Origin of the sequence: Synechococcus sp. PCC 7335 (genome assembly GCF_000155595.1) — a bacterium.
Classification (GTDB): domain Bacteria; phylum Cyanobacteriota; class Cyanobacteriia; order Phormidesmidales; family Phormidesmidaceae; genus Phormidesmis.
Genome location: NZ_DS989904.1, coordinates 961,817 through 987,171 on the forward strand (window position 1 = coordinate 961,817; position 25,355 = coordinate 987,171).

19 protein-coding genes are annotated in these 25,355 nt (G+C 48.8%); 10 read left to right on the top strand and 9 right to left on the bottom strand.

Going from position 1 to position 25,355, the window contains the following annotated elements:
* Positions 1 to 10 precede the first annotated feature (10 nt).
* Both drmB and drmC read left to right on the top strand, forming a co-directional pair.
* Positions 11 to 1,876, top strand: coding sequence for a DUF1998 domain-containing protein (gene drmB / locus S7335_RS04355; RefSeq protein WP_006457014.1), 1,866 nt, complete (start codon positions 11 to 13; stop codon positions 1,874 to 1,876).
* Complete coding sequence (gene drmC, locus S7335_RS04360) at positions 1,854 to 2,693, top strand: DISARM system phospholipase D-like protein DrmC (protein ID WP_198011346.1); 840 nt, start codon at positions 1,854 to 1,856, stop codon at positions 2,691 to 2,693. Before drmB ends, drmC begins: the two co-directional genes overlap by 23 nt.
* Before the next feature lie 114 nt (positions 2,694 to 2,807).
* On the opposite strand, the gene S7335_RS04365 is transcribed toward drmC, so the two are convergent.
* From S7335_RS04365 to S7335_RS04375, 3 genes are all read right to left on the bottom strand, one after another.
* Positions 2,808 to 5,576: a hypothetical protein gene (locus tag S7335_RS04365; protein ID WP_006454811.1), complete on the bottom strand. Its 2,769-nt coding sequence runs from the start codon at positions 5,574 to 5,576 to the stop codon at positions 2,808 to 2,810.
* Positions 5,577 to 5,899: 323 nt separating this feature from the next.
* Positions 5,900 to 6,466, bottom strand: a complete 567-nt coding sequence (gene gmk / locus S7335_RS04370; protein ID WP_038017026.1) for a guanylate kinase — start codon at positions 6,464 to 6,466, stop codon at positions 5,900 to 5,902.
* 58 nt (positions 6,467 to 6,524) lie between these two features.
* Positions 6,525 to 7,265 (bottom strand): phycocyanobilin:ferredoxin oxidoreductase, encoded by a 741-nt coding sequence (locus S7335_RS04375; protein ID WP_006453724.1) that lies wholly within the window; start codon positions 7,263 to 7,265, stop codon positions 6,525 to 6,527.
* Positions 7,266 to 7,620: 355 nt separating this feature from the next.
* Between S7335_RS04375 and S7335_RS04380 the strand changes: the two genes are divergently transcribed.
* Positions 7,621 to 9,738: a tetratricopeptide repeat protein gene (locus tag S7335_RS04380; RefSeq protein WP_006456961.1), complete on the top strand. Its 2,118-nt coding sequence runs from the start codon at positions 7,621 to 7,623 to the stop codon at positions 9,736 to 9,738.
* A gap of 118 nt (positions 9,739 to 9,856) precedes the next feature.
* Positions 9,857 to 10,756: a lipopolysaccharide assembly protein LapA domain-containing protein gene (locus tag S7335_RS25695; RefSeq protein WP_006453477.1), complete on the top strand. Its 900-nt coding sequence runs from the start codon at positions 9,857 to 9,859 to the stop codon at positions 10,754 to 10,756.
* A gap of 120 nt (positions 10,757 to 10,876) precedes the next feature.
* Here S7335_RS25695 and secG read toward each other — a convergent pair whose 3' ends face one another.
* From secG to S7335_RS04400, 3 genes are all read right to left on the bottom strand, one after another.
* Positions 10,877 to 11,116, bottom strand: a complete 240-nt coding sequence (gene secG / locus S7335_RS04390; RefSeq protein WP_006456759.1) for a preprotein translocase subunit SecG — start codon at positions 11,114 to 11,116, stop codon at positions 10,877 to 10,879.
* Positions 11,117 to 11,199: 83 nt separating this feature from the next.
* A complete protein-coding gene (gene gpmI, locus S7335_RS04395; RefSeq protein WP_006455744.1) occupies positions 11,200 to 12,813 on the bottom strand; it encodes a 2,3-bisphosphoglycerate-independent phosphoglycerate mutase in 1,614 nt (537 codons plus the stop codon).
* Positions 12,814 to 13,592: 779 nt separating this feature from the next.
* Positions 13,593 to 15,323, bottom strand: coding sequence for an ABC-F family ATP-binding cassette domain-containing protein (locus S7335_RS04400; RefSeq protein WP_006453388.1), 1,731 nt, complete (start codon positions 15,321 to 15,323; stop codon positions 13,593 to 13,595).
* Between the two features lie 359 nt (positions 15,324 to 15,682).
* Between S7335_RS04400 and S7335_RS04405 the strand changes: the two genes are divergently transcribed.
* A complete protein-coding gene (locus S7335_RS04405) occupies positions 15,683 to 16,345 on the top strand; it encodes a hypothetical protein (RefSeq protein ID WP_038015600.1) in 663 nt (220 codons plus the stop codon).
* A gap of 98 nt (positions 16,346 to 16,443) precedes the next feature.
* Here the strand turns inward: S7335_RS04405 and S7335_RS04410 are convergent, their stop codons facing one another.
* The gene (locus S7335_RS04410; protein WP_006457341.1) at positions 16,444 to 17,475 is read right to left on the bottom strand and encodes an aspartate carbamoyltransferase catalytic subunit; all 1,032 of its coding nucleotides are present in this window, start codon (positions 17,473 to 17,475) and stop codon (positions 16,444 to 16,446) included.
* A gap of 176 nt (positions 17,476 to 17,651) precedes the next feature.
* Here S7335_RS04410 and S7335_RS25700 point away from each other — a divergent pair, with 176 nt between their 5' ends.
* The gene (locus S7335_RS25700) at positions 17,652 to 18,299 is read left to right on the top strand and encodes a hypothetical protein (protein ID WP_050765775.1); all 648 of its coding nucleotides are present in this window, start codon (positions 17,652 to 17,654) and stop codon (positions 18,297 to 18,299) included.
* A 69-nt stretch (positions 18,300 to 18,368) separates the two neighbouring features.
* On the opposite strand, the gene S7335_RS04420 is transcribed toward S7335_RS25700, so the two are convergent.
* Positions 18,369 to 19,043 (bottom strand): DNA-3-methyladenine glycosylase, encoded by a 675-nt coding sequence (locus tag S7335_RS04420; RefSeq protein WP_006456922.1) that lies wholly within the window; start codon positions 19,041 to 19,043, stop codon positions 18,369 to 18,371.
* Between the two features lie 85 nt (positions 19,044 to 19,128).
* On the opposite strand from S7335_RS04420, the gene S7335_RS29160 reads away from it, so the two are divergent.
* From S7335_RS29160 to ftsH3, 4 genes are all read left to right on the top strand, one after another.
* The gene (locus S7335_RS29160) at positions 19,129 to 19,251 is read left to right on the top strand and encodes a hypothetical protein (RefSeq protein ID WP_006454305.1); all 123 of its coding nucleotides are present in this window, start codon (positions 19,129 to 19,131) and stop codon (positions 19,249 to 19,251) included.
* A gap of 150 nt (positions 19,252 to 19,401) precedes the next feature.
* A complete protein-coding gene (locus S7335_RS04430; protein ID WP_006454823.1) occupies positions 19,402 to 21,066 on the top strand; it encodes an MBL fold metallo-hydrolase in 1,665 nt (554 codons plus the stop codon).
* Between the two features lie 18 nt (positions 21,067 to 21,084).
* The gene (locus S7335_RS04435) at positions 21,085 to 21,939 is read left to right on the top strand and encodes an aminotransferase class IV (protein WP_006454781.1); all 855 of its coding nucleotides are present in this window, start codon (positions 21,085 to 21,087) and stop codon (positions 21,937 to 21,939) included.
* 184 nt (positions 21,940 to 22,123) lie between these two features.
* Positions 22,124 to 23,965: an ATP-dependent zinc metalloprotease FtsH3 gene (gene ftsH3 / locus S7335_RS04440; RefSeq protein WP_006453661.1), complete on the top strand. Its 1,842-nt coding sequence runs from the start codon at positions 22,124 to 22,126 to the stop codon at positions 23,963 to 23,965.
* Positions 23,966 to 24,138: 173 nt separating this feature from the next.
* On the opposite strand, the gene S7335_RS04445 is transcribed toward ftsH3, so the two are convergent.
* Complete coding sequence (locus tag S7335_RS04445) at positions 24,139 to 25,008, bottom strand: 6-carboxytetrahydropterin synthase (RefSeq protein WP_038015602.1); 870 nt, start codon at positions 25,006 to 25,008, stop codon at positions 24,139 to 24,141.
* Positions 25,009 to 25,355 lie beyond the last annotated feature (347 nt).

Genomic DNA, 25,355 nt, shown 5'->3' on the forward strand with positions numbered 1-25,355 from the left:
ATACTTAACGATGAATACTGAACGATACAAAGTAGGAGAGCTGCGTCCCAGCCAAATTATGTTCTCCTTTGGGATAGGGGCGGTGGTTGACCTGCCCAATCTCTCGGTCATGGTCATGGGCTTAAACGAATGGGATACCACCCTGTCTGATCCGCTGGCGGAGGAGCGGTTGCTTGCCGCCGTCCGTGAGGAGCTAGGCCCACAGGTGCAAAAGCTGATGCCGCCGCCCGTGCCGTTGAATGACCAAGGTGGCGCAGTGAGCTCGCTAAGTCAAGCGGCGAAAGTCGGCATTCCAGTCTCGCCCTTTCCTGGCTGGGGCGTTTGTCCGGCCTGTCGGTTGTTGGCTCCTTTTAGCAGCAGTATGTTCACCCTCAAAGACGATCTCTATCGACCTGACAAAACTCGCTATGTTCACACTAATTGCACCAAATCGGGCAAGTATCCTCCCACCGTTATTCCCGCCAGATTTCTGGTGGCGTGCAACCAGGGCCACTTAGATGACTTCCCTTGGCTGTACTTTATCCATCGAGGACAAAGCGAATGCCCGGGCCGACTGCGACTGCTCGAAGCGGGTATTTCAGGATCGGCGGCTGACGTGATTATCAAGTGCGATCGCTGCAATCAATCCCGCTCACTGGCCGAAGCCTTTGGCGGCATTGGCAAGCAAAACATGCCCCGGTGCAGAGGTCGCCATCCTCATCTGCGAAACTTCAGCGACGACGGCTGCTCCGAGCAAATGAAATCCATTCTGCTTGGAGCGTCTAATAGCTGGTTCCCAGTAACGCTCTCAGTACTTTCTATTCCCAGTACCAACAACTCTCTCGGCCAGCTAGTCGAAGCAAACTGGGCAACTTTCAAAGAGATTTCCGAAGCTTCGCAAGTCGAGTTCTTACGACGAATTGGCCAGCTCAAAGCCTTCTCCCAATATTCGGACACAGACCTTTGGCAAGAAATTCAAAGGCAGCAGTCTTCTAATTTGGATCAAACAGAAGACGTCAGAAACCTGAAGCTACCCGAGTGGGAAGTATTTTCGAGCGCCGATCCAGATCTGAACACAGTCAACTTTCGGCTAAAGCCAGAAGAGCCACCTACGGGCTACGGCAGCTATTTCACCAAAACGGTACTGATTGAGCGACTGCGCGAGGTCAGGGCCCTAGTTGGCTTTACCCGCATTGAATCGCCTGGAGACCTCAGCGATATCGGTGATATTAATGATGTTGCTTTAGCACCGCTCAGCCGAGAAAGACCCGCATGGGTACCGGCTAGCGACATTCGAGGAGAGGGCATTTTTCTTCAGTTTCGCGAGGATGCGATCGCCGACTGGATACAGCGGCATCCTGCTTTAGAAGCTTACGAACAACAAAGCCACCTTGCCCACACCCAATGGCGCCGAGTCCGCAATATTGATAACCCCACTGAAAACTTTCCAGAACTGCGCTACATGCTCCTGCATTCCTTTGCCCACGCGCTCATGCGTCAAATGGCTATTGAATGTGGCTACGCAGCCGCAAGCCTACGAGAACGCATCTACTCCAGCCGCCGAGGAGACGACATTTCGATGGCGGGTATTCTCATCTATACCGCTTCGCCAGATAGTGAAGGCACTCTAGGTGGACTGGTCGGCCTCGGAAAGCCTGATGTATTAGGGCGACATATCGACCAGGCTCTCGAACAAATTGGACTCTGTGCCTCCGATCCGCTGTGCGCCGAACATGACCCGATGCAAGACTGCACTCTACATAGTTCCGCTTGTCATGCCTGCCTCTTTAGTCCAGAAACTTCCTGCGAGCGCGGTAACAAATACCTCGACAGAGCCTTACTCGTAGCAACGGTGAATCAAATCACCGAAAGCTTTGCCTTTTTCCAACATAAGTAGTCCTTTGCAATCTCTCTCACCCAAACTGCTCACCTACGTCCGCAAGCTAGCACAACAGTTGCCACCGTCGGTGCTCTCAACTGTCGCTGAGTTCCTCTTCAACACGCCTCAGGCAAGTGATAGCAAAAGAGTTTGGGTACCCTTACTTCAACAATTACCTAAACCCATTTGGCGTCAGACCCTCACAGAGCTACTAGTTGTGTGGTACGAAGATAGTCCTAGGCTAAGCGGCGAATCTATTGCAACAGCTTTGTGCTCCGTGCAGCATTGCCTGAAGCAGGCCGAGGAAGCGCTTAAGGTAGAAGTTGTTTGGACAGGGCCAGAAGTTTCTAGAATACCTGTCCGCCGAACAGAGCAGGTTTTGAAACAGCTTATCCGAGCCGCTTCAGAAGAGCTTACTTTGGCGAGCTTTGCACTTTATAAAGTACCTACCATTACCCAAGCCCTCATCGCGGCTTTAGAGCGCGGTGTTCAAGTAAGTATTATTGCAGAAACACCCGAAGGCGATACTTCTGTCCCTTTTGGGGTTGAAGCTGGGCTTGGTAAGGAGGTTGCTGCGCGGGCAAAGGTGTACGAATGGAATAAAGCGAAAAGACCTAGAGATAAGACAGGGCGGTATGGTTCTTTGCATATGAAAGTTGCGATCACAGATCGTCAGCGCCTTTTTATCACCAGCGCTAATCTCACTGGCTACGCTATGTCACTCAATATGGAAATGGGATTGCTAGTCAATAGCAAAGCCTTGTCTTGCCAAGTATCAGACCATTTTGACCAACTCATTCAGCAAAAAATCATTACCTTAGTCAACCAGTTATGACGTGAGTGAATATAGAACTATTGTCATTCTAGGCTATCGCCAAAGTCTAAGCCTTACAGTCAATAACTATGAGAGAAAGCTCTCTGACTTAGCCGATCTCAGAAGGCTGCATACCTACAACGTGTTACTTTCTCTATACTCACAGCACTGGTGAATCAGCTTAGCAACTAACCCAGTCCAACCTGTCTGATGGCTAGCGCCAATACCTTCGCCCGTATCTCCATTGAAGTATTCAAAAAACAGAATATGGTCACGCCAATGTTCATCAGTTTGAAAAGTTTCATTGTTGCCATAAACGGGTCGGCGATCGTTTTCGTCTTTTATGAATGTGCTAATCATTCTTTCTTCTAGCTTTGTGGCGACATCCCATAGATTCATCTCAGGGCCAGAACCGTAGGGGCATTGAATTTTGAAGCGATCGCCAAAAAACTTGTGATAGCGCTGCAATGATTCGATTAGCAGATAGTTGGTTGGAAACCATACTGGGCCCCGCCAGTTGGAATTCCCTCCAAATAGGCCAATGCTAGATTCTGCGGGTTCATAGTCCACCCGGTAGATAGTGCCATTGACATCAAAGATATATGGATTGTCTGCATGAAAGCGTGAAAGTGCCCGAATGCCTGTCGGACCTAGAAACTCGTGAGGCTTCAGCATCTTGGCTAGGATGCGACGTAGTTTATCCGGTTTTACAACAGAAAGTAGACGGCGTTTGTTTTCTTTTTCACCGTGGGTAATCATATTCTTAGAAAGCTCAGGGCGGTTGGCCTCGAACCATTCCAATCGTTCGGTAAAGCCGGGTAGGCGATCCAACAGTTCAGGTTCTAGCGTGACGTTGGCGTAGAGCGGCATGAGGCCGACTAGCGAGCGAACCTTAATTGGCATACGACTCATATCGGGCAGGTGCAGCACGTCATAGAAAAATCCATCTTCTTCGTCCCATAGCTGCGTAGCATGCTCGTCAGCAGCGTTCATGGCTTCGGCGATATAGATAAAATGCTCAAAGAACTTAGTCGCCATGTCTTCGTAGACAGGATTTTCTAACGCGAGCTCTAGAGACATGGAGAGCATGTCTAAGCAGTACATTGCCATCCAGCTCGTGCCGTCAGCTTGCTCTAGCCTGCCGCCAGTCGGTAGTGGCTTGCTGCGATCAAATACTCCAATATTATCCAAGCCTAGAAAGCCGCCTTCGAAAACATTGTTGCCTTCGGTGTCTTTGCGGTTTACCCACCAGGTAAAGTTCAATAGCAGCTTTTGAAATAAGCGTTCTAGGAATAGGCGATCGCTCTTTCCGGTTAGCTTGCGCTCTATCTTGTACAGTCTCCAGGTCGCCCAGGCATGCACAGGCGGATTCACATCGCCAAAGGCCCACTCATAGGCCGGTAGCTGACCGTTTGGATGCATGTACCACTCGCGGGTCATAACATCGAGCTGCTGCTTAGCAAAGTCTGGATCGATCATCGCCAGCGGAATACAGTGAAACGCTGTGTCCCAAGCGGCAAACCACGGATACTCCCATTTATCTGGCATCGAGAGAATATCTTGACTGTCGAGATGATGCCAGTGCTGGTTACGACCGCGCTGGCGTTCGGTGGGCGGATTGATCGTGGTTGGATCGCCCTTTAGCCAGGTGCTGACGTCGTACAGATAATATTGCTTGGTCCACATCATCCCAGCAAATGCCTGACGCTGGACGTTTCGCAAGTCGGCAGTATGCACATCCGGAGAGACTTGATGGTAAAACTTATCAGCCTCAATCTGTCGCAAATCGAATGTCTGATCAAAGCTGCTGCCTAGCGGGTCCTCTATAGTTGGCGAGTTAGCGAGTCTCAGCTTGAGCTGTTGAGTTTCGCCAGGATTAAGTGTAAGCGAATAGTGAACGGCTGATTTTGTTCCGATCTGGTCGGGATTGACCGCTGCTGTATCTTGCTCGATTAAGTAACGATGAAAGGCATCTTTCACATAGGGAGAAGCGTTAGAGACATCAAAGAGTAGCTCTTTGTTCGTTTCGTTTTCAGTAAATAGAAGATTGTTCTTCAGAGAAAGTTCGTCTGCGTTCTCTCCTAAAGGTATCCATTGATCGAGTGAAGTTGAACTAGATGAAATTTGTTCAGATTGAGCAGCTGGCGATTGGCAATATAGCCAGCTTTGTCCTAGTTCAGGATGATGAGTTTCTAGAATCGAGTAAGTACTGTTCGATTCTTTGACTTTGATTGTCGGTTTAACGGTATCGGTTTGCCATGTCCAGGTATTGCGAAACCATAGGGTAGGCAGTAGGTGTAAGTCGGCAGTCGTATCCGCCCAGTTGGTGACAGATATGAGAATCAGAATGTCTTCGGTGTCGGCTTTGGCATATTCAATCTGAACATCAAAGTAACGATCATCTTCAAACACGCCCGTATCTATCAGTTCATACTCTGGCTGTAGGCGATCGCGCTGCTGATTCTCTTCTAATAGCTGCTGATAGGGAAAGGCTATCTGCGGGTATTTGTACAACGCCTTCATATAAGAATGCGTTGGCGTACTGTCGAGGTAAAAATAGTACTCTTTGACATCTTCAGCGTGATTGCCCTCATTGCCGGTAAGGCCAAAGAATCGCTCCTTCAAAATGGGGTCGCGAGTGTTCCACATAGAGAGGGCAAAGCAGAGCTGCTGGCGATCGTCACAGATGCCTAAGATGCCATCTTCACCCCAACGATAAGCTCTAGATCTGGCCTGCTCATGCGGAAAATAATCCCAGGCGTTGCCATGTGCGCTATAGTCTTCGCGCACGGTACCCCATTGTCTTTCGCTGAGGTAGGGGCCCCATTTCTTCCAGTTTCTTCCGGGCTGTGCTTGACTCTCTTGCAGTCGAATATGTTCGGGGGTGGGAATCGAGCTTGTCATACAGCAGCGACATTTCAAAAGCAGCATCCACAATATAAAGCGAAATCCCAAGCACCCGCTAGCACAGGTCCCTTTCTGCTGCCAACATCTACCTATAGGCTAGGTTTACAGACGGGTTTGCTGGGTAGCTTGCGCTAAGCCGACAGAGCAAATACTTGCCTGGGCTAAACACTGATTGTCGCCACTGATAGATGGTTTGTTGGTTTGACCATCTCTATTGTTGCCGCTGGCGTACAGGTATACAGCGTCAATAGGAATAACGCGAATAGACAGGGACGTAAAATTTTCCCATTTTTCTCTATGGCCTAGCTAGCCTCTATAACCTAGCTGAAGAGAGCGATTTCTAGATCTTTGAGCGCAGTTTCTAGGCTGTCGTTGACGATCTGATAGTCAAATTCATCGGCAGCGGCTAGCTCTACTTTCGATTGGGCTAAACGTCTGGCGATCGCGGGCTCATTATCTTGGCCCCTGCTACGAATTCGCGCTTCTAGCGCCGCTACGCTAGGTGGTAACACAAAGATCTGCTTCGCCTCTGGAAAGCTCTCTCTGATCTGACGCGCTCCGATTAGCTCAATTTCTAAAACAATTCGCTCACCTGCAGCGATCGCCTCTTTAATAGGTCTTTTGGGCGTACCGTAGTAGTTCTGAGCGAACTCTGCCCACTCTAGTAGCTCACCTTGGGCAATCATCTCTTCAAACTTAGCCCTACTGACAAAGTAGTAGTGCTGGCCATCAACTTCTCCAGGTCTAGGCTGACGCGTCGTCGCCGAGATCGAGACTCGAAGATCAGGGTGGCGATCGCGCAAATGAGCTAGCAATGTTCCTTTCCCAACCCCACTAGGACCCGCTACCACAATCAACTGGCCAGTAGCTGCTGCTGGTGTCGACATATAGATGTCGCTTCTTTCTTCATGCCTTTCTTGCAGCCCTTGCCCCACAGCCCTTGTCCTATGCCTCTGGTAGATCAAATAGTACGGTTGTCATGTAGCGCTCAGCCCACTGAGGATCGAACGCTTTTTCTAGGACACGGCGTGTCTTATCGTTTTTCTGTTGCTGTCTGCAGTAATAGCGCTGTCGATCTAGCAAATCAGTTCGGCGCTCTGGTGTCGGCATCTTACTCAGCGCTCTTTGTACGTGAATACTTAGATAGGCTTTAGTTTGCACTAAAAACTGTTGCTCCTCAGCAAGGCTTGTGGGCTTCACAAAGCAACAAAACTCTGAAAAGATCCGCTTTCCCCACTCAGGTAGGTCTCTAGGCTGACTATAGCTAGTCTGAGCTAGGTTGGAGAGCTGACTGTTATATTCGGCGGTCAAGTTACCCGTAGCAGTCGCTGCTGAGAGATCAACAATCGCTGCACTAATCTGCCCTCTACCGCTGACGATGTCACAGCCAAAAATCGGCAGTTCGTACTCTGGACGTGGAAACATCACACAGTGCAAAATATCCAAATTCTTGCCAATTTTTGCAAGCTCTAGATGCATCTTTCTAAACTGAGGTGTCTGATAGCAGCGATTTTCAATAACGAGCTTTTCACCTTCGAGCTTGCCCTCTACATAGCCTAGATCTTCTGGTAGGTAGCAGGGAGAAAGCTCTAACTGCTGCCAGCAGGCTTCTATGCCCTCAGCCAGCTGACGGACGAGGGGATGCTGATGCTGACGAATAGATGAAGTAGCGACAGAAAGCGGCATTTACTGAAGAAATGAACAAAAAAGAGCGGTGACTATGCACCCAGCAGCGGCAGATGGATTAGTTTACTTATGATTAAGTACTTAAGAGCATAGCAGTTTCAGTGGGATATCTAGTTGTTCCTAAAGGTGAGGACTCGGCTCGAAAACAGTGGGAGGTCATGCTCCCCTTCCGGTAGAGATATTGAGCCTTCTAATCTGTAGTGACATGCAGGTTCATTAGGTCTATAGATGCATAGGCATCTGTATAGTCACTCGATCTATAGAGCCTCGTACGTACTATCCAGTATATTCACTTGGGATATTCACTTGGGTTCATAGAGCTTATGTTTGCTAGGTCATCTATCTTCGCATCGCTATGATTGCAGTTCAACCTAAGTCCCGTCGGCTTCTAGGGATCAACCAACAGGCATATCAGACGCTTAGATCTGCGCTGCGCTTGAACTTACGTAGGCAGCTTCTGATTGCTGTGTGTGATAGCGTCGCTTTGCAAGAGCAGTTGGCCACACAGCTAGAAGGCGACAGTATGTTCAATAGCAAAGCGTCCTTTGAAGGCACTGGCTTCGATAGTTTTGGTGCGATTACGACAAAACCAGGAGCGAACACTATTGGCCGACTGAAATTCGAGCCTAATGATGCTCATCTGCCGCGACAGGTTGCCCGTCGGATGAGCCAGATAGAGCAGAGCGGCAGACAGCTAAGCCAGCTACAGGTGCTAGGCATTGAGCAGATGACACGCCAGCCTGCTATCACTCAAAATTACTTTTTGCGATCGCTAAACACAATAGACACCCTTCTACCCAAACTTGAGACAAGTCTACTCATTTGGGTGTCTTGGCCCTGGCTACGTACTATGCAAGCGTCTGCGCCCGAGTTTTGGCAGTGGCGTAATGGGGTGTATGAGTTCGTCAGTGATCCAACGCCCACCCCTGCCTACTCGAACTATCCATCAAAGACTGAAAAGACAGAAATATTGACTGCTCAGCAAGCTGATACTCTGCAGCTGATCGATTCGCAAGCAGAGGGGTCACTAGCGACGGCTGATAGCTTTTTCGCCAACCGGAATGAACAATCTACACAGATAATTGCTCGATTACATGGAGAGACAGACGACTGTGAGGAGATTGAAGCGGGTACTGCTACGAACGTTGCGACTGGGTTTGTGGCTGGTTCTATAGCGGGGGCCTCTGTTGATGTTTTGAGTTCGAACCCTCAGTCGATATCTTCCCAAGCTGACAGCGACTCGTCTACAAATAAGTCCGACTGGCTCAACTGGCAGAAGCGGGCAGATGAGCATTTCTCGGTTGGTTATCAGCATCGGAGGTTAATCGAATCGGGCGATCACACGTTAGCTACAATCGAGTCTGCGATCGCTGCTTATGAAGCAGGTCTACAGTGCTTGGAGTCGCAGGGGGCACTGACAGATGGAATGAGGGAAGACGCAGAAGGTGAACGTTTTGGCCTAGCTAGCTGCTTGAACGATCTAGGGACTCTCTATTGGCTGAAAGCTCAGCAACTGAGCGATCCGCAGCGGATAGCTGACTGTATGGTCTATAGCACTCAGTTTTACTCACAGGCGCTAGAGCAGCAAGATCCCACTATGGCCGGTCAGATATACAGCAACGTTGGCGCAGTGTATAGCCTCTTAGCGTCCTATAGATATCCTGTTTTTTGCCTTCAGCAGGCGATTGCTGCCTACAACCAGGCTATTACGCTAGGTTCGCACGCGCATACGCCTCGAGAACAGGCGACGCTATACAACAGCCTCGGTTCAAGCTACTGGAAGCTATCTCACCACGATCAAACCGATCAGCACTTGCGCTTGGCGATCCGCGCCTACCAAGCAGCGCTACAAAGCTATGATTCAGGAGCGCGCGATCTTGACTATGCGGCCGTACAAAACAACCTAGGCATTGCCTGCTGGAGTCTAGCAAAGCGTGAATCATCAATAGCTCTGTATGAACAGGCAATCACTGCTTACCAGGCGGCACTTGTCTACCGTACCTGCGAAAGTGATCCAGCAGCCTGCGCAGTTACCTACAACAACTTGGCTTTGGCTTACTGGGATTTATCCAAAGAAGATATCGTCGAACGGACTGAAAAAACTATTTATCAGCGGAATGCGATCGCCGCTTTCAACGCTGCGCTTAAAACTGCTAAGGATCGCAGCATTTTGAGTGATACAGACACAGCTACCATCTACCATTGCCTAGGTGATGTGTACATGCAAATGGTAGAAGTTACCCCTGAAGATGAGCCTGAAGACGAGATAGCTGACGCGCTACAAAAGGCGTTGCATAGCTATATTCAATCAATTGGGTGTTTGACGGAAGCATCGCCGCTTTTCCAACCTATACTCGCTGTGATCCTAAGGAACTTGCGATTTCACTACAAGTATGGCGGTCTTGCTGGCCAGCAAAATGCATTGAATCAACTGCCGTCTCGACTCATTCCTTATATGATGCCAGCACTGTAGATATTCTCCTCGAGTGGATGCCGCTTAGGGTAGTGATAGCTTTTAGAAAGGTTAAGTAGATCAAAGGTTAAGCCCTCCCTGCTAGGCTAGAAGAGTCTTTGCGCAGGACTTTTGTGATATGCCGCTGCTAATCATTGTCGCGATTGTGATTGCTTTTCTAGCGATCGCGTTTGCCCTTCAAAATAACACCATAGTAGAAGTCCACCTGCTGGTAGAGCAGTTTCAGTTTTCCCTAGCGCTCTTGCTGCTCACTACGCTAGCAATTGGCGTTTTGATTGGTCTACTCGTCCTACTGCCGTCTCTAATCAAAAGAGGTTGGCGAGTTGCTCGGGCGCAAAAGCAGACCGCGGCACTAGAAGAGCAGTTGCAAGAGCGGGATCACACACTTGCTAATCGCGATCACAATACCGATACACTTCGTCAAAGCCATCAGAATCTTTTGCAAGCGTTAGGGCTAATCGATAACAATACGGGACTAGTCTCTTCAAGAGTTCTTGCTCAAACGCTGTCCGCTCTGATCCAACAAATGAAGCTACAGCCTGGAAATTCTAAGTTTGACTCGATTGGGCTACTCATCTTAGAAGCCCATCGCAAAGAGCCTTTGGGCGAAGTGAGTACGACTAAGCAACAGGATAAATTATTAGATGAAGCAGTCGCCAACATCATCCGCAGGAATGTCACGGTCGATACTTGGCTATATTGCGATAGCACAGCGCCTGAAGGAGCAGAGTTCTGGTGTGTGCTCACTGGCAAAGATAAAAGTGGCCTGCGGCAGTACGGGGAGACCTTACAAACTGCGCTGACTCAGGAGCCACTGAAACTAGCCGATGAGTCAATGGTCGCTGTGAGTGTGAAAATAGGAGGAGCGATCGCCGATCGAGATCATCCAACCAACCAAGAGCAAATAATTATCAACAAGGCTAGACAAGCCCTTATCGAAACAGGTAAGCGTCAGCGTCAGCTAACCTCACTGATCACCAACCACGATATCAAAATCATTCAAGTGACTGATGGCTAGCTCAGTAGCCTACTCAACGACAACAGCTAACTTGACTAGCTCTATTTGCGATTGGTTTTCTATCTATTGGTTTTCTATCTACGAGCGTCCTTTCACAATCACGTTCTAGATAGCCCAAATCTATTGAGCGACTGTATCGAGCCAGCCACCGCTTAGAACAACCGTTAACGCCATAAACACAATAGTCAATAGCCAAGTGGCTCTATTCAAGGTTTCTTCAGCGCTCTTTGTACTAGTAAAAAGCTGCGCCTGACCCCCTAGAGCACCTAGTCCGTCGCCTTTAGGACTGTGTAATAGGACCAAGACGCAGACCCCAACGGCTGCGATCGCCCAAATAACTCTAATAACCGTAACTGTCATGGGGAAACCTATATGCGGCGGTGTGCTTTAGTCTATCGCAAAACATAGGCAAGCTGATAGCGCTCCTTCAATAGAAGAGACCCTTACCGCTGTAAAGATACCTTCACGGGTGTCCGGCTCTGCTTGTACTCAGCTTTTGCCTGCAAAATCATTGACTGTCCGGTCATATCTTCAGGAATGGGCAACTGCAAGATCTGTAGAATAGTGGGCGCAATATCTGCCAAACAGCCTTCCTCCTGCCTGATCTGTACTTCTGCGCCATGACCGGGAATTTTGAGCCCTTCCCCTTCTACTAGAATAAACGGCACCGGATTAGTGGTATGCGCCGTCCATGGACGACCCTCTTCGTCATGCATGTATTCAGCATTGCCATGATCCGCAATGATGATTGAAGTACCACCGGCTTTACCTACCGCAGAGACAAGCCTTCCAACTTCTGTATCGACCGCCTCTAGGGCTGTGATCGTCGCCTCCATGTTGCCAGTGTGTCCCACCATATCGGGATTAGCGTAGTTGATCACAATCAAAGAATACTTGCGTTTGTCAACCGCTGCGATCGCTACATCTGTCACTCTTTTAGCTGACATTTTGGGATCTTTGTCATAGGTTGCCACCATCGGGCTAGGCACTAGCTCTCTGTCTTCTCCAGGAAATGGATCTTCTAAGCCCCCATTAAAGAAGTAAGTTACGTGAGCGTATTTCTCAGTCTCGGCCGTACGAAACTGCTTGAGTCCATGATCTGAAACGACCTGCCCCAAGATGTTGTCGAGACTTTGTGGCTTGAAAGCAACACCGACCGGTAGTGAGGGATCATACTGTGTCATCGTCACAAAACTCAGTGGCAAGATCGGATCACGCTCAAAGCCTCTAAATTCGCGCATGACAAACGCCTGGGTCAGCTCACGAGCCCGGTCGGGCCGAAAGTTGAAAAAGATAACCCCATCCCCAGGCTCAATCGCTCCGGGTGCTAAACGAATAGGTTCGACAAATTCATCGTTTATACCTTGTTCGTATGAAGCTTTCAGCGCCGCTAGGGCAGAGGGGTCTTCAGGGAAGCGATCGCCATTTTCAGTCATGACTCGGTAAGCCTTTTCTACGCGATCCCAGCGATTATCACGGTCCATCGCGTAGTAGCGACCGCTAAGGGTAACAATCTTGCCAACACCGATGCGATCTATTGCATCTTGTAGCTTCGTGAGGGCAAATTCACCGTCTGTAGGCTTTGTATCGCGTCCGTCCGTGACCGCATGAATACAGACATCTTCAACACCCTGACGCTTTGCCATCTCTATAAGACCGATTAGATGGTCTAAGTGCGCATGTACACCCCCATCTGAACACAGTCCTATCAAGTGAAGCTTGCTACCTGTATAGGCTACTTTCTGACATACCTTTAGCAGGTCTAAATTCTCTTCAAGACTGCCATCTTCTACCGCGTTAGAGATGCGGACTAACTCTTGAGGAACTACTCGGCCTGCACCAATATTGAGGTGGCCAACTTCTGAATTGCCCATCTGTCCTTTGGGCAACCCAACATATCTGCCGGATGTGTTGATTTTCGCTTTAGGATAGGTATCCCACAAACTATCCACAACCGGTGTACTGGCATGGCTAATGGCGTTACCATCACGGTCATCTCGGCAGCCCCATCCATCGAGGATGACTAATACCATTGGGGAAATAGGCGAGTCTGCCATACCAAAAAAACCTCTGCAGTTAGCAACAGTGAGAATATGGAGTGATCAAAAGCTGACTAGAGAATCGCTCTTTTATCTATTAAGCGGCACTCAACTGGGCAACAATGATGATAGTGATAGAAGCTACGATGTAACGCCGCTGGGAACAATGGGATCGCCAAGGGCAGGAACTAGCAGCAAGGGTGAATTAGGTTCAGGGCTACTATCAAGTTAGCTAGTTGATAGCTACTGAATTGTCTATCACCTATGAGCCATTCATCTATGAGCTACTCGGTAGGTAGGCTGATAGACGATTTAGGTGAAGTCCCAGCAATGAACCCACAGGCTAAAACCATCACGACTTAGTAGGATTAGTCCGAACAAGTCAATCTAAGAAAAATCTTGACTGCACTAGCTCGCTTACTATCTGCCTCAATGTTGTTCACCTAGGATGTGAACATGAGTGATGAGGACACGAAGTCGTATCTGAAGTCTTAAGGTAACTCCATCTCCCGCCAGCTAAGTTTGAATTTAATATTTTTGATCGACTTGTTTTATAGTGAATTTAATGCCAAGGCAGCGTCGCTACTACGTGATTGCCCGGTTGTACGTGATCGCTCCGGTTGTACGAAATGATAAGAGCACAACCCTAAGTGTATATAACTAAACATTTAACATGAGTCTCTCCTAAAAATAAAGTAGGCCTCTTGTAATAATTAATAATTGAAAATGAGGTAGGCGCACTCGGCAATCACTCGGTGATAACTATAGCTAAGACTGAGCGCGACTTTTTACAGTCGTTATGTCCTTTTAGCGGCTGACTGGGCTATTTGCTTTTGCCGCTGCTTTTCTCTTTGCTTTTGGCGTCTAGCTGCAGCCTTAGCCGCTTTTTCAGCTTCTATCTGCTCTAGTCTTGCCCGTTCTTTTTCCTCAGCAATCTTGTCTAGGTAGTAGTGATAGTCACCTTGATAGGCTTTAAGTTCACCGTCTCTAATTTCAACTATTTTGTTCGCTACTTGAGAGATGAAGTAGCGATCGTGAGAGACGATAAGGGCTGTACCGTCGTAGTTCTTGAGGGCGGTTTCTAACATTTCCTTTGCTGGGATATCTAGATGGTTCGTAGGCTCATCTAGAATCAGTAAATTGGCAGGCTGCAAGAGCATTTTTGCCAAGGCTAGACGAGCTTTTTCGCCCCCACTTAGCGCCTCTACTTTTTTGAAAGCAGCGTCGCCACTGAATAAAAACCGACCCAGTAGCGTACGCACTTCTTCATTTTTCCAATCAGGAACTTCGTCATGAATCGTCTGAATAACAGTCTTGTGCAAGTCGAGAGCTTCGGCCTGATTTTGCTCAAAATAACCGGGGATCACGTTGTGGCTGCCCATAGTAACGCTGCCATCGTCTGATGATTCGATCCCAGTAATCAGACGTAGCAAAGTGGATTTGCCCGCACCATTAGGCCCCACAAAAGCAATGCGATCGCCTCTTTCTACTTCTAGATCAGCGCCTAGAAACAAGATTTTGTCTCCATAGCTATGAGTCATATCGCTAATAGTCACAACTTCTCGTCCGCTACGGGGTGCAGGCTGAAACTGAAACTGTAGTCCTCGCAGGTCAGCAACAGGCGCTTCGACTCTTTCCACCTTGGCAAGCAGCTTTTCTCTACTTTTAGCTTGGGTACTACGAGTAGCACTAGCCCTGAACTTGTCTACAAACGTCTGCTGTTTGGTTAGTTCCTTTTGTTGCCGTTCGTAGGTGCTAAGCTGAGCCGCTTGATTCTCTGCTTTTTGGGCGATATAAGCACTGTAGTTCCCTAGATATGTAGTCGAGATCCCGCGCTCTGTTTCAACAATAGAAGTGCAAAGACGATCAAGAAACTCTCTATCATGAGAGACAATTACCATAGGGATCGTTAGCCCTTTTAGATAGGTCTCTAGCCACTCAATAGTCTCAAGGTCCAGGTGGTTAGTCGGCTCGTCGAGTAGGAGCAGATCAGGTGATTGTAGAAGAACCTTGCCAAGACCCATTCGCATTTGCCAACCGCCACTGTAGGAGCTCACGAGTCGTTCACCAGCATCGCTATCAAATCCCATCTCTGGCAGAATCTTTTCAATCCGCGCTTCTAGGCCGTAGCCATCTAACGCTTCGAACTGCCGTTGTCGCTTATCTAATAGGTTGATTAGCTTGTCTAATTCTTTAGGACTAGCACTTTCCATTTTGATCGGAATCTCTGCTAGATCGTGCTGGATCTTGTTAGCTTCTTTGAAAACCGTCCAGAATTCTTCGCGGACGGTGCGGCGGGGATCAACCTCAAACTCCTGGTTAAGTGCAGCGATATGCAGTCCGCTAGGTCGAATAATCGACCCGGTTGTGGGTTCTATCTCACCTTTAATAATTTTAAGCTGAGTGGATTTACCTGCACCATTCACGCCAACTAGCCCAATACGCTCACCGGGTTTAACTTCCCAACTCACAGCTTTTAGAACTTCTCCGGTGGGATAGATCTTGCTGATATTTTCCAAGCGCAGCATAGACAAACGTCTCCGTTAGTGGCGGTAAAAGTGGAAGGGAACAAAGGTTGTATCGAGCGAGAGACAGAGGTTCTTAGCTAGTTGCTTTTGGCTAGCGCTACTCGGAGGAGGGTTAATCTTCGATAGCGTCGTTAAGCAACCCTAAGCAAGCGATCACTGCTTTGGGTTCAACCGTCTCTTTGCTAGATCATTTCTTTCTGCTAGATCATTTCTTACTGAATGCTTTCTATAGCTAATTTCGCTTTTGAGCGAGGGGAGAAAAGTTAGTCGAGTAAGAGATTGAATATATTGAATATGTAGACATCTTAACAAAGATGTTACAAAGCGAGATGATAGAGGCTGTGTAATCGATGTTTCTTATGTTGATAAAATCTACTCTGCTGGTCTTGGCCTGGTTTGGAACGGCCTCTCTACTGAATACCCGGATTGCTCAAGCACAGGACATACCAGAGTTAGCTCCAGGTCTTGCTGAAGATCTAGGCGCTACTGATGATACTGACAATTTTGACATGCCCACCGAAGAGAGGCCAGGGGGAGGGCCTGCGGTGTTGTCAACGGCCAACTATTCAGACGATCAAATGTCGATTGACTATCCGGTGTCTTGGCAGATTATGGTGAATCAGGCTGGAAATGTGCAAATTCTAGATGGGACTAAGGGAAGTGCTGATCAGGTGGTGACGGAGATTTTTGTAGTGGATTCGCCGCCAGGTGTGTTGATCGACGCTAACATCGATAGCTTCATTACAGAGGGTTCTGCGGTAGGTCCCTATGGTCAGGTAACGATTGACGATCGCCAAGCGTTTACGATTTGGTTAGCCGATCGGCCAATGGCTCTCAGCCGAGCGATCGCAACTTTCATTGGCTACGAGGATCAAACCGTCCTATTATTCAGTAGCTTCACACCGGAAAATGAAGCCGTTGAAGAGCAGCTATTGGAGTTGCACAACTCGTTCGAGAAAGTCACTGATGTCGAATCAGAAGCAAATCTAGAAGATGATTTAGATTTAGAAGGGGTGCTGTAGGGCCTTACCGCTTTTGTTCGCGCCGAAGTCTTCTATATCTACGGTCTTCCGCTGTAGGGTTTTCTGCTCTATCGTCTTCCACTCTAGCGTCTTCTACCCTATAGCTTATTGACTACGCCGTTCTTAGCGCCCCCCATCAAATACAGCAGTGCCATCCGCATAGCAACGCCGCTAGCAACTTGTTTAGAGACTAGACTGAGCTGGGGATCATCCATCAGATCAGAGGTAATCTCAGTCCCTCGATTTGTTGGGCCTGGGTGCAAGATCTTGACAGTGGGTTGGCACACTTTGAGGCGATCGCGCGTGATCCCAAATCGTTGGTGATACTCTCTGATGCTCGGCAGTAAATGAGCGCTCATCCGTTCCTTTTGCAATCTAAGCGCCATCACAAAGTCAGCCTTTTCTAGCGCCGGCTCTAACACCCAGTGAACAAACACCTGACGCTCTACCGTCCCATTATGCGTTACCAGCGAGGTGGAAAAAGCCTCCTCAAACGCTTTGGGTAGTAGTGTGGGCGGCGCGGCAAGATGGACCTGCGCTCCACAAGCACTTAGGCTCCATAGGTTCGAACGGGCTACTCGCGAGTGCAAAATATCGCCAACAATCGCTATCTTCTTTCCTTTGAGGTCTTCTATCTTTGGGTGAGCGGCGTCTAACGCGTTACAGATTGTCAGCAGATCGAGCAGGGCTTGAGATGGGTGCTCATGCTGTCCGTCTCCCGCGTTGAGCACGCCTACACCAGAGCCAAGTCGGTCCATTTCCTTGGCAATAGTCGCAGGAACGCCTGACCCTCTATGCCGAATGACCATTAGATCTGTGCCCATCGCTAAATAGGTCTTGGCCGTATCAAGGATAGTTTCACCTTTAGCAAGAGAGGAGCTGCCTGGGCTAAAGTTCAAAGTATCAGCAGAAAGTCGTTTGGCCGCAAGTTCGAAGCTGCTACGAGTGCGAGTAGACGGTTCAAAAAATAGGTTGGCGACAACCTGCCCCTGTAGGGTAGGGACCTTCTTGTTGCGACGGGCAAGGACGCCTTGAAAGCTTAGGGCTGTGCTAAGAACGGTTTCATACTCCGAGGGCGTAAAGTCAGCTAGAGAGAGGATGTGTTGCCTTATCCAGGGAAGAGTAGTCATAGTGAAGGGGTAGTTATGCGGCTATAGCATTTGCCTGGTTGCTCAGGGCAAGTTCATCGACTAAAACCGCTTCGCTGCCAACTATAAAGGATCGGACAAGACAAACTGCTATCGATGTGCTTTGCAAATTGGCACATAAATTTGGCAGGTCGGGTAAGTTGTTTTGTAGGATGAGGATGTCTTTGTATATAGTGCTGTATTCAGTATTGCGTCAGATGGTTCGGTTGCCAGAGTCTATTCAAAAGCATATTTCTCGCCAGCTTAGCCAAACTCGTACAGCGGGCCTAGCACTGATGCTTAGTCTGGTCTTTGTCGGCTGTGCAAGCGCACCGGATACGGTTACGGTTGACCCAGAAGAAACCCCCACTGCTCAAATAGATCCGCCTTCGGATGAAGCGCAGGCGCCAGATAAAGTCCAGCCAAATGAAGCGAAGCCAGAGAGCACTGAGGCTGACCGGCAGCAAGCTACACCCGATGAGATGGTGACCGTCTCGGTCTATACAATTGATGATCAGTGCAATGAATTTGTTGAGCAGTCAGTAGAGGTACCAAGCGATCAGGCGATCGCCACTGCTGTGGGTAAAGCGATGGGCTCAGTTGAATACAATGCCTTCAAGCTAGCGGGTTATCAGGTGGATATCAATGGCAGTACCGCAATTGTCGATATGCAGCTAGCACCGGGCTCTCAACGCCAGTTTGTCTCGCTCTCTAGCTGCGAGCAAAGAGCGCTATTCGGCAGCGTCGAAGAAACGCTGCTAAATAACAACGATTGGGACGTAGAGGCTGTAAAGTTCACCACTAGCGGGAAAGAATTAATACTGTAGTCCTAAGAGCCAGGAGCATCTCCAGTCGGATTTGGACCTAGTTAGACCTAGTTTGATTTATGGGGTTCTCTAGGTAAGTTTAGAAACCGATTGGCTGTTTTTTAGATACCATCGCCAGGGCTTTTCTATGGCTTTGGTGATGCCGATGCGGGTCGTTTGCACTATTTGATGGCTGGGAATGGCCTTGGTTCGATGCTCTAGCCAGAGTCCGTTTTCTGGATGGTACGAGATTCCATCTAGCTCTCGATCAATCAATAGCGCTCTACAGAGCTTACCCGGCCCCGCCGCAATTCGGTGAGGCTTTGCAATTTGTTTGGGGGTGAGGTGAGGGGGGATAGTATCAAGCTCTAGCGCTCTAATGAGAACGGCACTACCGGTTCCTGCCGATTCACTGACAACATTTAGACAGTGGTACATTCCGTATATTAGATACACGTAGCTATAACCAGGTGGCCCGAACATAGACGCATTGCGGTTGTTAGGCCCTCTGTAGGCGTGGCAGGCGGGATCATTAGGGGCGTAGGCTTCCGTTTCGACGATGGTGGCTTGGATCAAAGGACCGTCGGGTAGCTGCCGATGGAGAGTGCAGCCAAGGAGCGCTGGGGCAAGTTGAGTAGAAGGGCGATCGCACCAGTCTGATCGAATTAATCTTGAAGGTGAGCTTGTAGACGCATCTGAGGATTCGGCGTAGGAGTGGGGCAGAGATTGAAATTCGGGTTTTTCCTCGCTGAAGCTATTTGTCATAAACCATTAAGAATTGCTAGCTCACGCTGGTAGAGTTGTTACGATCTTATATGAAGTTAATTAACTTAATTCTGCCCCTAATTCTATGGACATCAAGCTCGTTTTCTTTATCTTGACTGGGTTATTCTCAGTAGCCTGCCTGTTTTTTGGCACTCGCAACGGCTTTTACGATTCCGAGAACTATCATGGCAACGGTTCTGCTCATTGAGTTAGTTCTTTCTAAGCTGATTCTTTCACTGCGGATCTACCTACTCAAGTAATCCTTGGCAATTCTCCAACTGCGAGCCCTCAGCTTTGCTGTTTTGCTACCTGTTTTTTCAATTCTCAATGCATAGTTCTGTGCATGTAGCGCCCTCCCTTGACTGAGCTGTCTTGTTTGCCCCATAGCGTTGGCTATGAAGACGAAGGGGTCTGTCTGAGCATTCAGATTGGCCCCTACTCTATTTTGTTTGACTGCGGTCTAGCTGATATCACTGCGCTTCGAGGGAAGTCAGCTGATTTTGCTTTCTGTAGCCACGCTCATACCGATCATATTCGAGGACTACTCTCACTACATCGCACCTTCCCCCTTCTGCCAATATTTGCGAGCGATGTGACTACTCGGCTTTTACCGTTGAATTGGCCGGGACAAAGTGATGCGAACTTTTGCCGATCTCTTCCGTGGCGATCTCCTGTTGAGATCGCTCCAGGGCTATCCGTTCAGCTGTGGCCTGCAGGCCATATGCCAGGTGCAGCTGCTTTCTTGCTCACCTATCAGACAACCCAGCGAACCTATAGTGTTTTCTATAGCGGCGACTGCTTTCTCTCTAATGGGCGATTAGTCGACGGCATGCCCCTAGCAGAGCTAAGAAATCTCAAGCCGGACGTGCTGATTGTAGAAGGCAGCTATGGCACTGAACGTCATCCTCACCGCAAGCAGCAGGAAAACTACCTGGTTGAACGGCTGAGCATAGCGCTAGCTCACGGGGGTCGCGCTGTTTTTCCTAGCCCGCTATTGGGATTAGGTCAAGAGCTATTGATGCTGATGCGTAGTCATCACAACTTCACTGGACAGCCCATCAATGTTTGGGTAGATCCGCTGATTGCCCGAGGCTGCGACGCTTACCTAGGCTGTTTGTCAGCGCTGCCAACAACAGTACAAAACTTTGCCCAGCACCAGCCTTTGTTTTGGGACGAGCGAGTTCTACCGCGGGTGAGGCGACTAGAATCACAAACTTCTCCAGAAATGCTAGCCGATGAACCGGAGGCGACGGTTTTCATCGTGCATCCGGCTACTCATCCAAGTGCCTATGGAATGGCAAGTGCGGCTGACTGGACCGTATTTGTGCCGGATGCGCAGAGTATCTCGCTTTGGCAAGCGCAGCTATCAGAACAGATGTACGGTGCCTATCATCGCTTCGATTGGCTAGCAGAACTAGCCTCCTTGGTGGATTCAGAGACGGTTGAACACTACATGCTGACCAATCACTGCGACGGCGTAGGGACCACGCAGCTCATTCATAATCTCCGTCCGCAGCATGTCATCTTTGTGCATGGCGACCAACACCAGTTGAATAATTTGGCTAGCTTGGATGATTTGCAAGCTCGCTATCACCTGCACCTACCCACGCCAGCTCAGTTGATTGATTTGCCGCTGGCGTCCGCTTTCTGGCAACCTGCTCCACCTCAAGGCACGCCGTACGAGGGTGAAATAAATATAGATAGTCAGGGCGTGCAGTTACGATTGCCGCCTTTGGTAGGAAGCGATCCGCGCTGGGCTCAGTTGTCGGATACTGGAATTGTAGAGGCGAGCTGGCAAGGCAATCAGCTAGTAATTCGAGGACTCAATCAGCAAGAGCTGATGCAGATCAAACCTACAAAGGCTGCTGATCCGACTCGTACTTGCTATTACTGTCGCCATCTTCGAGGGCAGCGCTGTCGTAATGTTGAGTCACCTCTAGTGGGATTGCAGGTGACTTCTGATGGAACGTGCAGTGTCTTTGAGCGGTCTGGGGGTAGTGGTCGCAGTTCGAGTAGTGAATGATTCTTGAACCAGTATTAAATGACAGGGAAGCCCTTTTGGTATAACGGAGACCTATTTGCGGTCGGCGAGCAAAGCGGTGTTAGGCTGACTTTCGATACGGCTCTCGATACGGCGGCCCTGCGGTTTGGTGCGAGCGTATTTACGACACTGCGCGTGTATGGCCAAGATCTTGCCCACCCAATGACGATGTGGCAGGCGCACTGCGATCGCCTTGCTCATTCCCTTGCCTACTTCAATTGGATACAGCCCGATTGGGCATCTATTTATGAGGGAGCCAGCCAGCTCAAGGCGCACTTCCTAGTCCTCCGAATTACCGTGTTCCCCAGTGGCAAGGCCTGGATCACAGGTCGCGATCTGCCCCCTGATCTAGCTCAACGAAAATCGGAAGGCGCTACTTGCTGGTTGGCTTCTGCTGATTATCAGCGGAGCTTTCCTCTACATAAAACCGGGAACTATCTAGCTTGCTGGCAGGCTCAAAAACAGGCGCAAGCAGCGGGCGCCCAAGAGGCGATCTTGACAAATGCCCAGGGAGAGTGGTTAGAGACGGCGACGGGTAATCTATGGGGATACAGGCAAGGACAGTGGTGGACACCCTCACAACAGTGTTTGCCAGGGCTGATGAGAAACCGGCTACAAATGCTGCTACAGGCAAAGGGGCTAGAGGTAGGTGGCTTGGCCTGGACTAGAGCGGTGATCGAAGGGTTTGAGGCGATCGCCTATAGCAACTGCGTCGTTGGGCTTTTGCCTGTCCACACAATTCTAGACGGAGACATTAAACTAGAGTACGACATTCAAAATGCCAACCTTAAAGCGTTACAGCACCAGCTAGCGCGTTTGACAGAAGAAAAGTCGATGATTCCTGAAATGAGTTAACATAAGTTAATAACAAAGGAATCAAGCTATCAGTGTTGAGCTATAGGCTTCAGTTTTAGACCATTTTGTTGTAGGGCGATGCGAGAGCAACGTGTTCTACAGCCTCTCAGATGTCTTCTGCAGAAATTAGCCAGCTTTAAGACTAAGCATCCTTACCTAACTATTTACAGGAGGCTTTAACCCGGTGAATAAACGCTGGAGAAACGCGGGTCTTTACGTACTACTCGTCGTTGTTGTCATCGCATTGGCAACTGCATTTTTTGATCAACCTCGCGTTGAGACCCAGTCTCAGCGCTACAGCCAGTTTATTAACGACGTTCAGCAAGGGCGAGTTGAGAGTGTATCTATCACATCAGATAAATCTCAAGCTCGTTTTGCTTCTCCAGATGGGACAGGTCGCGTTGTTGTAAATCTGCCTCAAGACCCCGGTCTGGTCGATCTGCTCACAGAAAACAATGTAGATATCACAGTCCAGCCAACTCAAGACGAAAACGCTTTTGTTAGGTTGTTCAGTGCCTTAATTATTCCAGCCCTACTGCTAGTCGCGCTCTTCTTCCTGTTCCGCCGTGCTTCTAATGGCCCTGGCAGTCAGGCGATGAACTTTGGTAAATCCAAAGCGCGCGTGCAGATGGAGCCTCAAACCCAAGTTACCTTTGGCGACGTAGCCGGTATCGATCAGGCCAAGCTAGAGCTAACAGAGGTGGTTGACTTCTTGAAAAATGCCGATCGCTTCACTGCAATTGGCGCAAAGATTCCCAAAGGCGTGCTATTAGTTGGCCCTCCAGGTACGGGTAAAACGCTTCTAGCTAAGGCCGTTGCGGGTGAAGCAGGGGTTCCTTTCTTCTCTATCTCTGGTTCTGAGTTTGTAGAGATGTTCGTGGGTGTGGGTGCCTCTCGGGTGCGCGACCTGTTCGAGCAAGCTAAATCAAACGCTCCCTGTATTGTCTTTATCGATGAGATTGACGCTGTGGGTCGTCAACGGGGTGCGGGTCTAGGCGGCGGTAACGATGAGCGTGAGCAAACGCTCAACCAGCTACTGACCGAGATGGATGGTTTTGAAGGTAACACAGGCATCATCATTATCGCGGCGACTAATCGTCCTGATGTTTTGGATGCCGCTCTCTTACGCCCTGGTCGTTTTGACCGTCAGGTGGTAGTAGATCGCCCTGACTATTCTGGCCGCCTGGAGATCCTTAACGTGCACTCTCGCGGTAAAACATTCTCTCAAGACGTGGACCTAGAGAAGATTGCTCGCCGTACGCCTGGCTTTACGGGCGCCGATCTATCTAACCTGCTAAACGAAGCCGCTATTTTGGCAGCCCGCCGCAACCTAACTGAGATTGCCATGGATGAAGTCAATGATGCGATCGATCGCGTTTTGGCAGGTCCAGAGAAGAAAGACCGGGTGATGAGCGAAAAGCGTAAAGTGCTAGTGGCCTATCACGAAGCGGGTCATGCCTTGGTTGGTGCTCTGATGCCTGATTATGACCCAGTACAAAAAATCAGCATTATCCCCCGTGGGCGTGCAGGTGGTTTGACTTGGTTCACGCCTAGCGAAGAGCGTTTGGAGTCTGGATTGTACTCTCGCTCTTACCTACAGAACCAGATGGCTGTAGCCCTCGGTGGTCGTCTAGCTGAAGAGATTGTCTTTGGCGATGAAGAAGTGACAACTGGTGCTTCTAATGACTTGCAGCAGGTAGCTAATACGGCTCGTCAGATGGTAACCCGGTTTGGCATGAGCGACATCCTGGGGCCAGTAGCGCTTGGTCGTCAGCAGGGCAATCCGTTCCTGGGTCGTGATATTGCTAGCGAGCGGGACTTTTCTGAGAAGACCGCTGCGTCGATTGATGCTGAAGTTCGTGCGCTAGTTGACCAAGCTTATGCACGCTGTAAGCAGGTGCTAGTAGAAAACCGTCACATTCTAGATCAGCTAGCAGATATGCTGGTAGATAAAGAAACTGTCGATTCTGAAGAGCTACAGACCTTGCTTGCTAACAGCAATGCGAAAATGGCTACTATTGCCTAATTATGCTTCTTTGTGTCTTTCTTAAAGACTAGATAATTGAAGGCCTTAGTCTAAAAGCCATCCTTTGTACAAGGGATGGCTTTTATTTATTTAATAGAAGGTTCTCGACCACTGTGCTTGCAAAAAGGCTTTGCTAATCGAAGCTGCTTAAGCAAAGTGACCAAGACTGTCTATTAAATCACTGCTAGAGATTTTGAGTTCAGCTGGGTTTTTCCTCGACAGTCAATAGATTCTGCAAGGACTTCGGCAGAATTATTACGGCTTTCAATGAGTTTGACTTTATAGAGAGTGACCCCAATCTCAGCAACAGGTTGACGGAGCAAGTAACAAATGCGAAGAACAATATTTTCGGCCGTGGGAACGACGCTGGTGAAGTAGGGAACGTCTTTGTTTAAGAAGGTGTGATCGAATCTGTCGATAACGTGATGGGTGATCGCACTTTGCAATGCCGCTAAGTCCACAATCATACCTGTTCGCTGATCAATCTGCCCCTTGACCGTCACCTCCACCTGATAGTTGTGACCATGCCCATTAGGACTGGCGCACTTCCCATATATTTCCCGATTTTCTTCTTCACTGAGCTGCGGCAAAGCTAGCTGATGAGCAGCGCTGAAGTGATCGGACACCGTTAGATAAGCTTCCATTCCATTTCCTTTGTAGTTAGCCCATAGCTCAGGCGTTTCAAATAGCTGAATATTCACAATGGGCAAATAAGCCTCTAGGCGTTGCCAAACTGTTCGAGCAATCTGCTCAGTAGTCGGCAGTGTCTTTTGGAATTCTGGCCAGGCTTCGTTGAGATACGAGAAATCGAGAGGGTCAATGATTTCTCGATGGATGATGGCTTTAGCCTCAGTTAGATTGAGCACCATACCGTAAGGATCAAGCTCACTTTCAAGTGAGACGTCGAGGACATAGTTGTGTCCATGTCCTGGCTTTCTAGTGCATTTACCAAAGCGCTGAAGGTTTTCTGCTGGGCTCAGTTCGGACAGCCAATAGCGATGGCTAGCGGAAAATTGCGATCGCCGATTGATGATGCATTTCATGCAGAAGACAAGCTACCAAAATCGACAAAGAACGAACCATGCTATGACGGTCATTAAGTTCTTATTTTAGATAAAACTAGTCGCTTGTAGCATCCCAGATAGCCGAATAAAAGCTGACGTTTGTAAGCTATAGCCTTCTAAATGTAGCTACAGCATCTGTCAGGTTGCTAAGTAAGTTACGAGAATATATATTAATTTATCGTCTTGTAAAGAATTTAAGCAAAGTTGATGGCTTCAGTTGGATAAAACCCAGTCTCTAACTACGTTCTAGGAAATATGAGATGGAAATTGGAATGTCATGTTGAGTTGTTATCTTTTTGGAAAAACTGTAAAAATAGATACAGAAA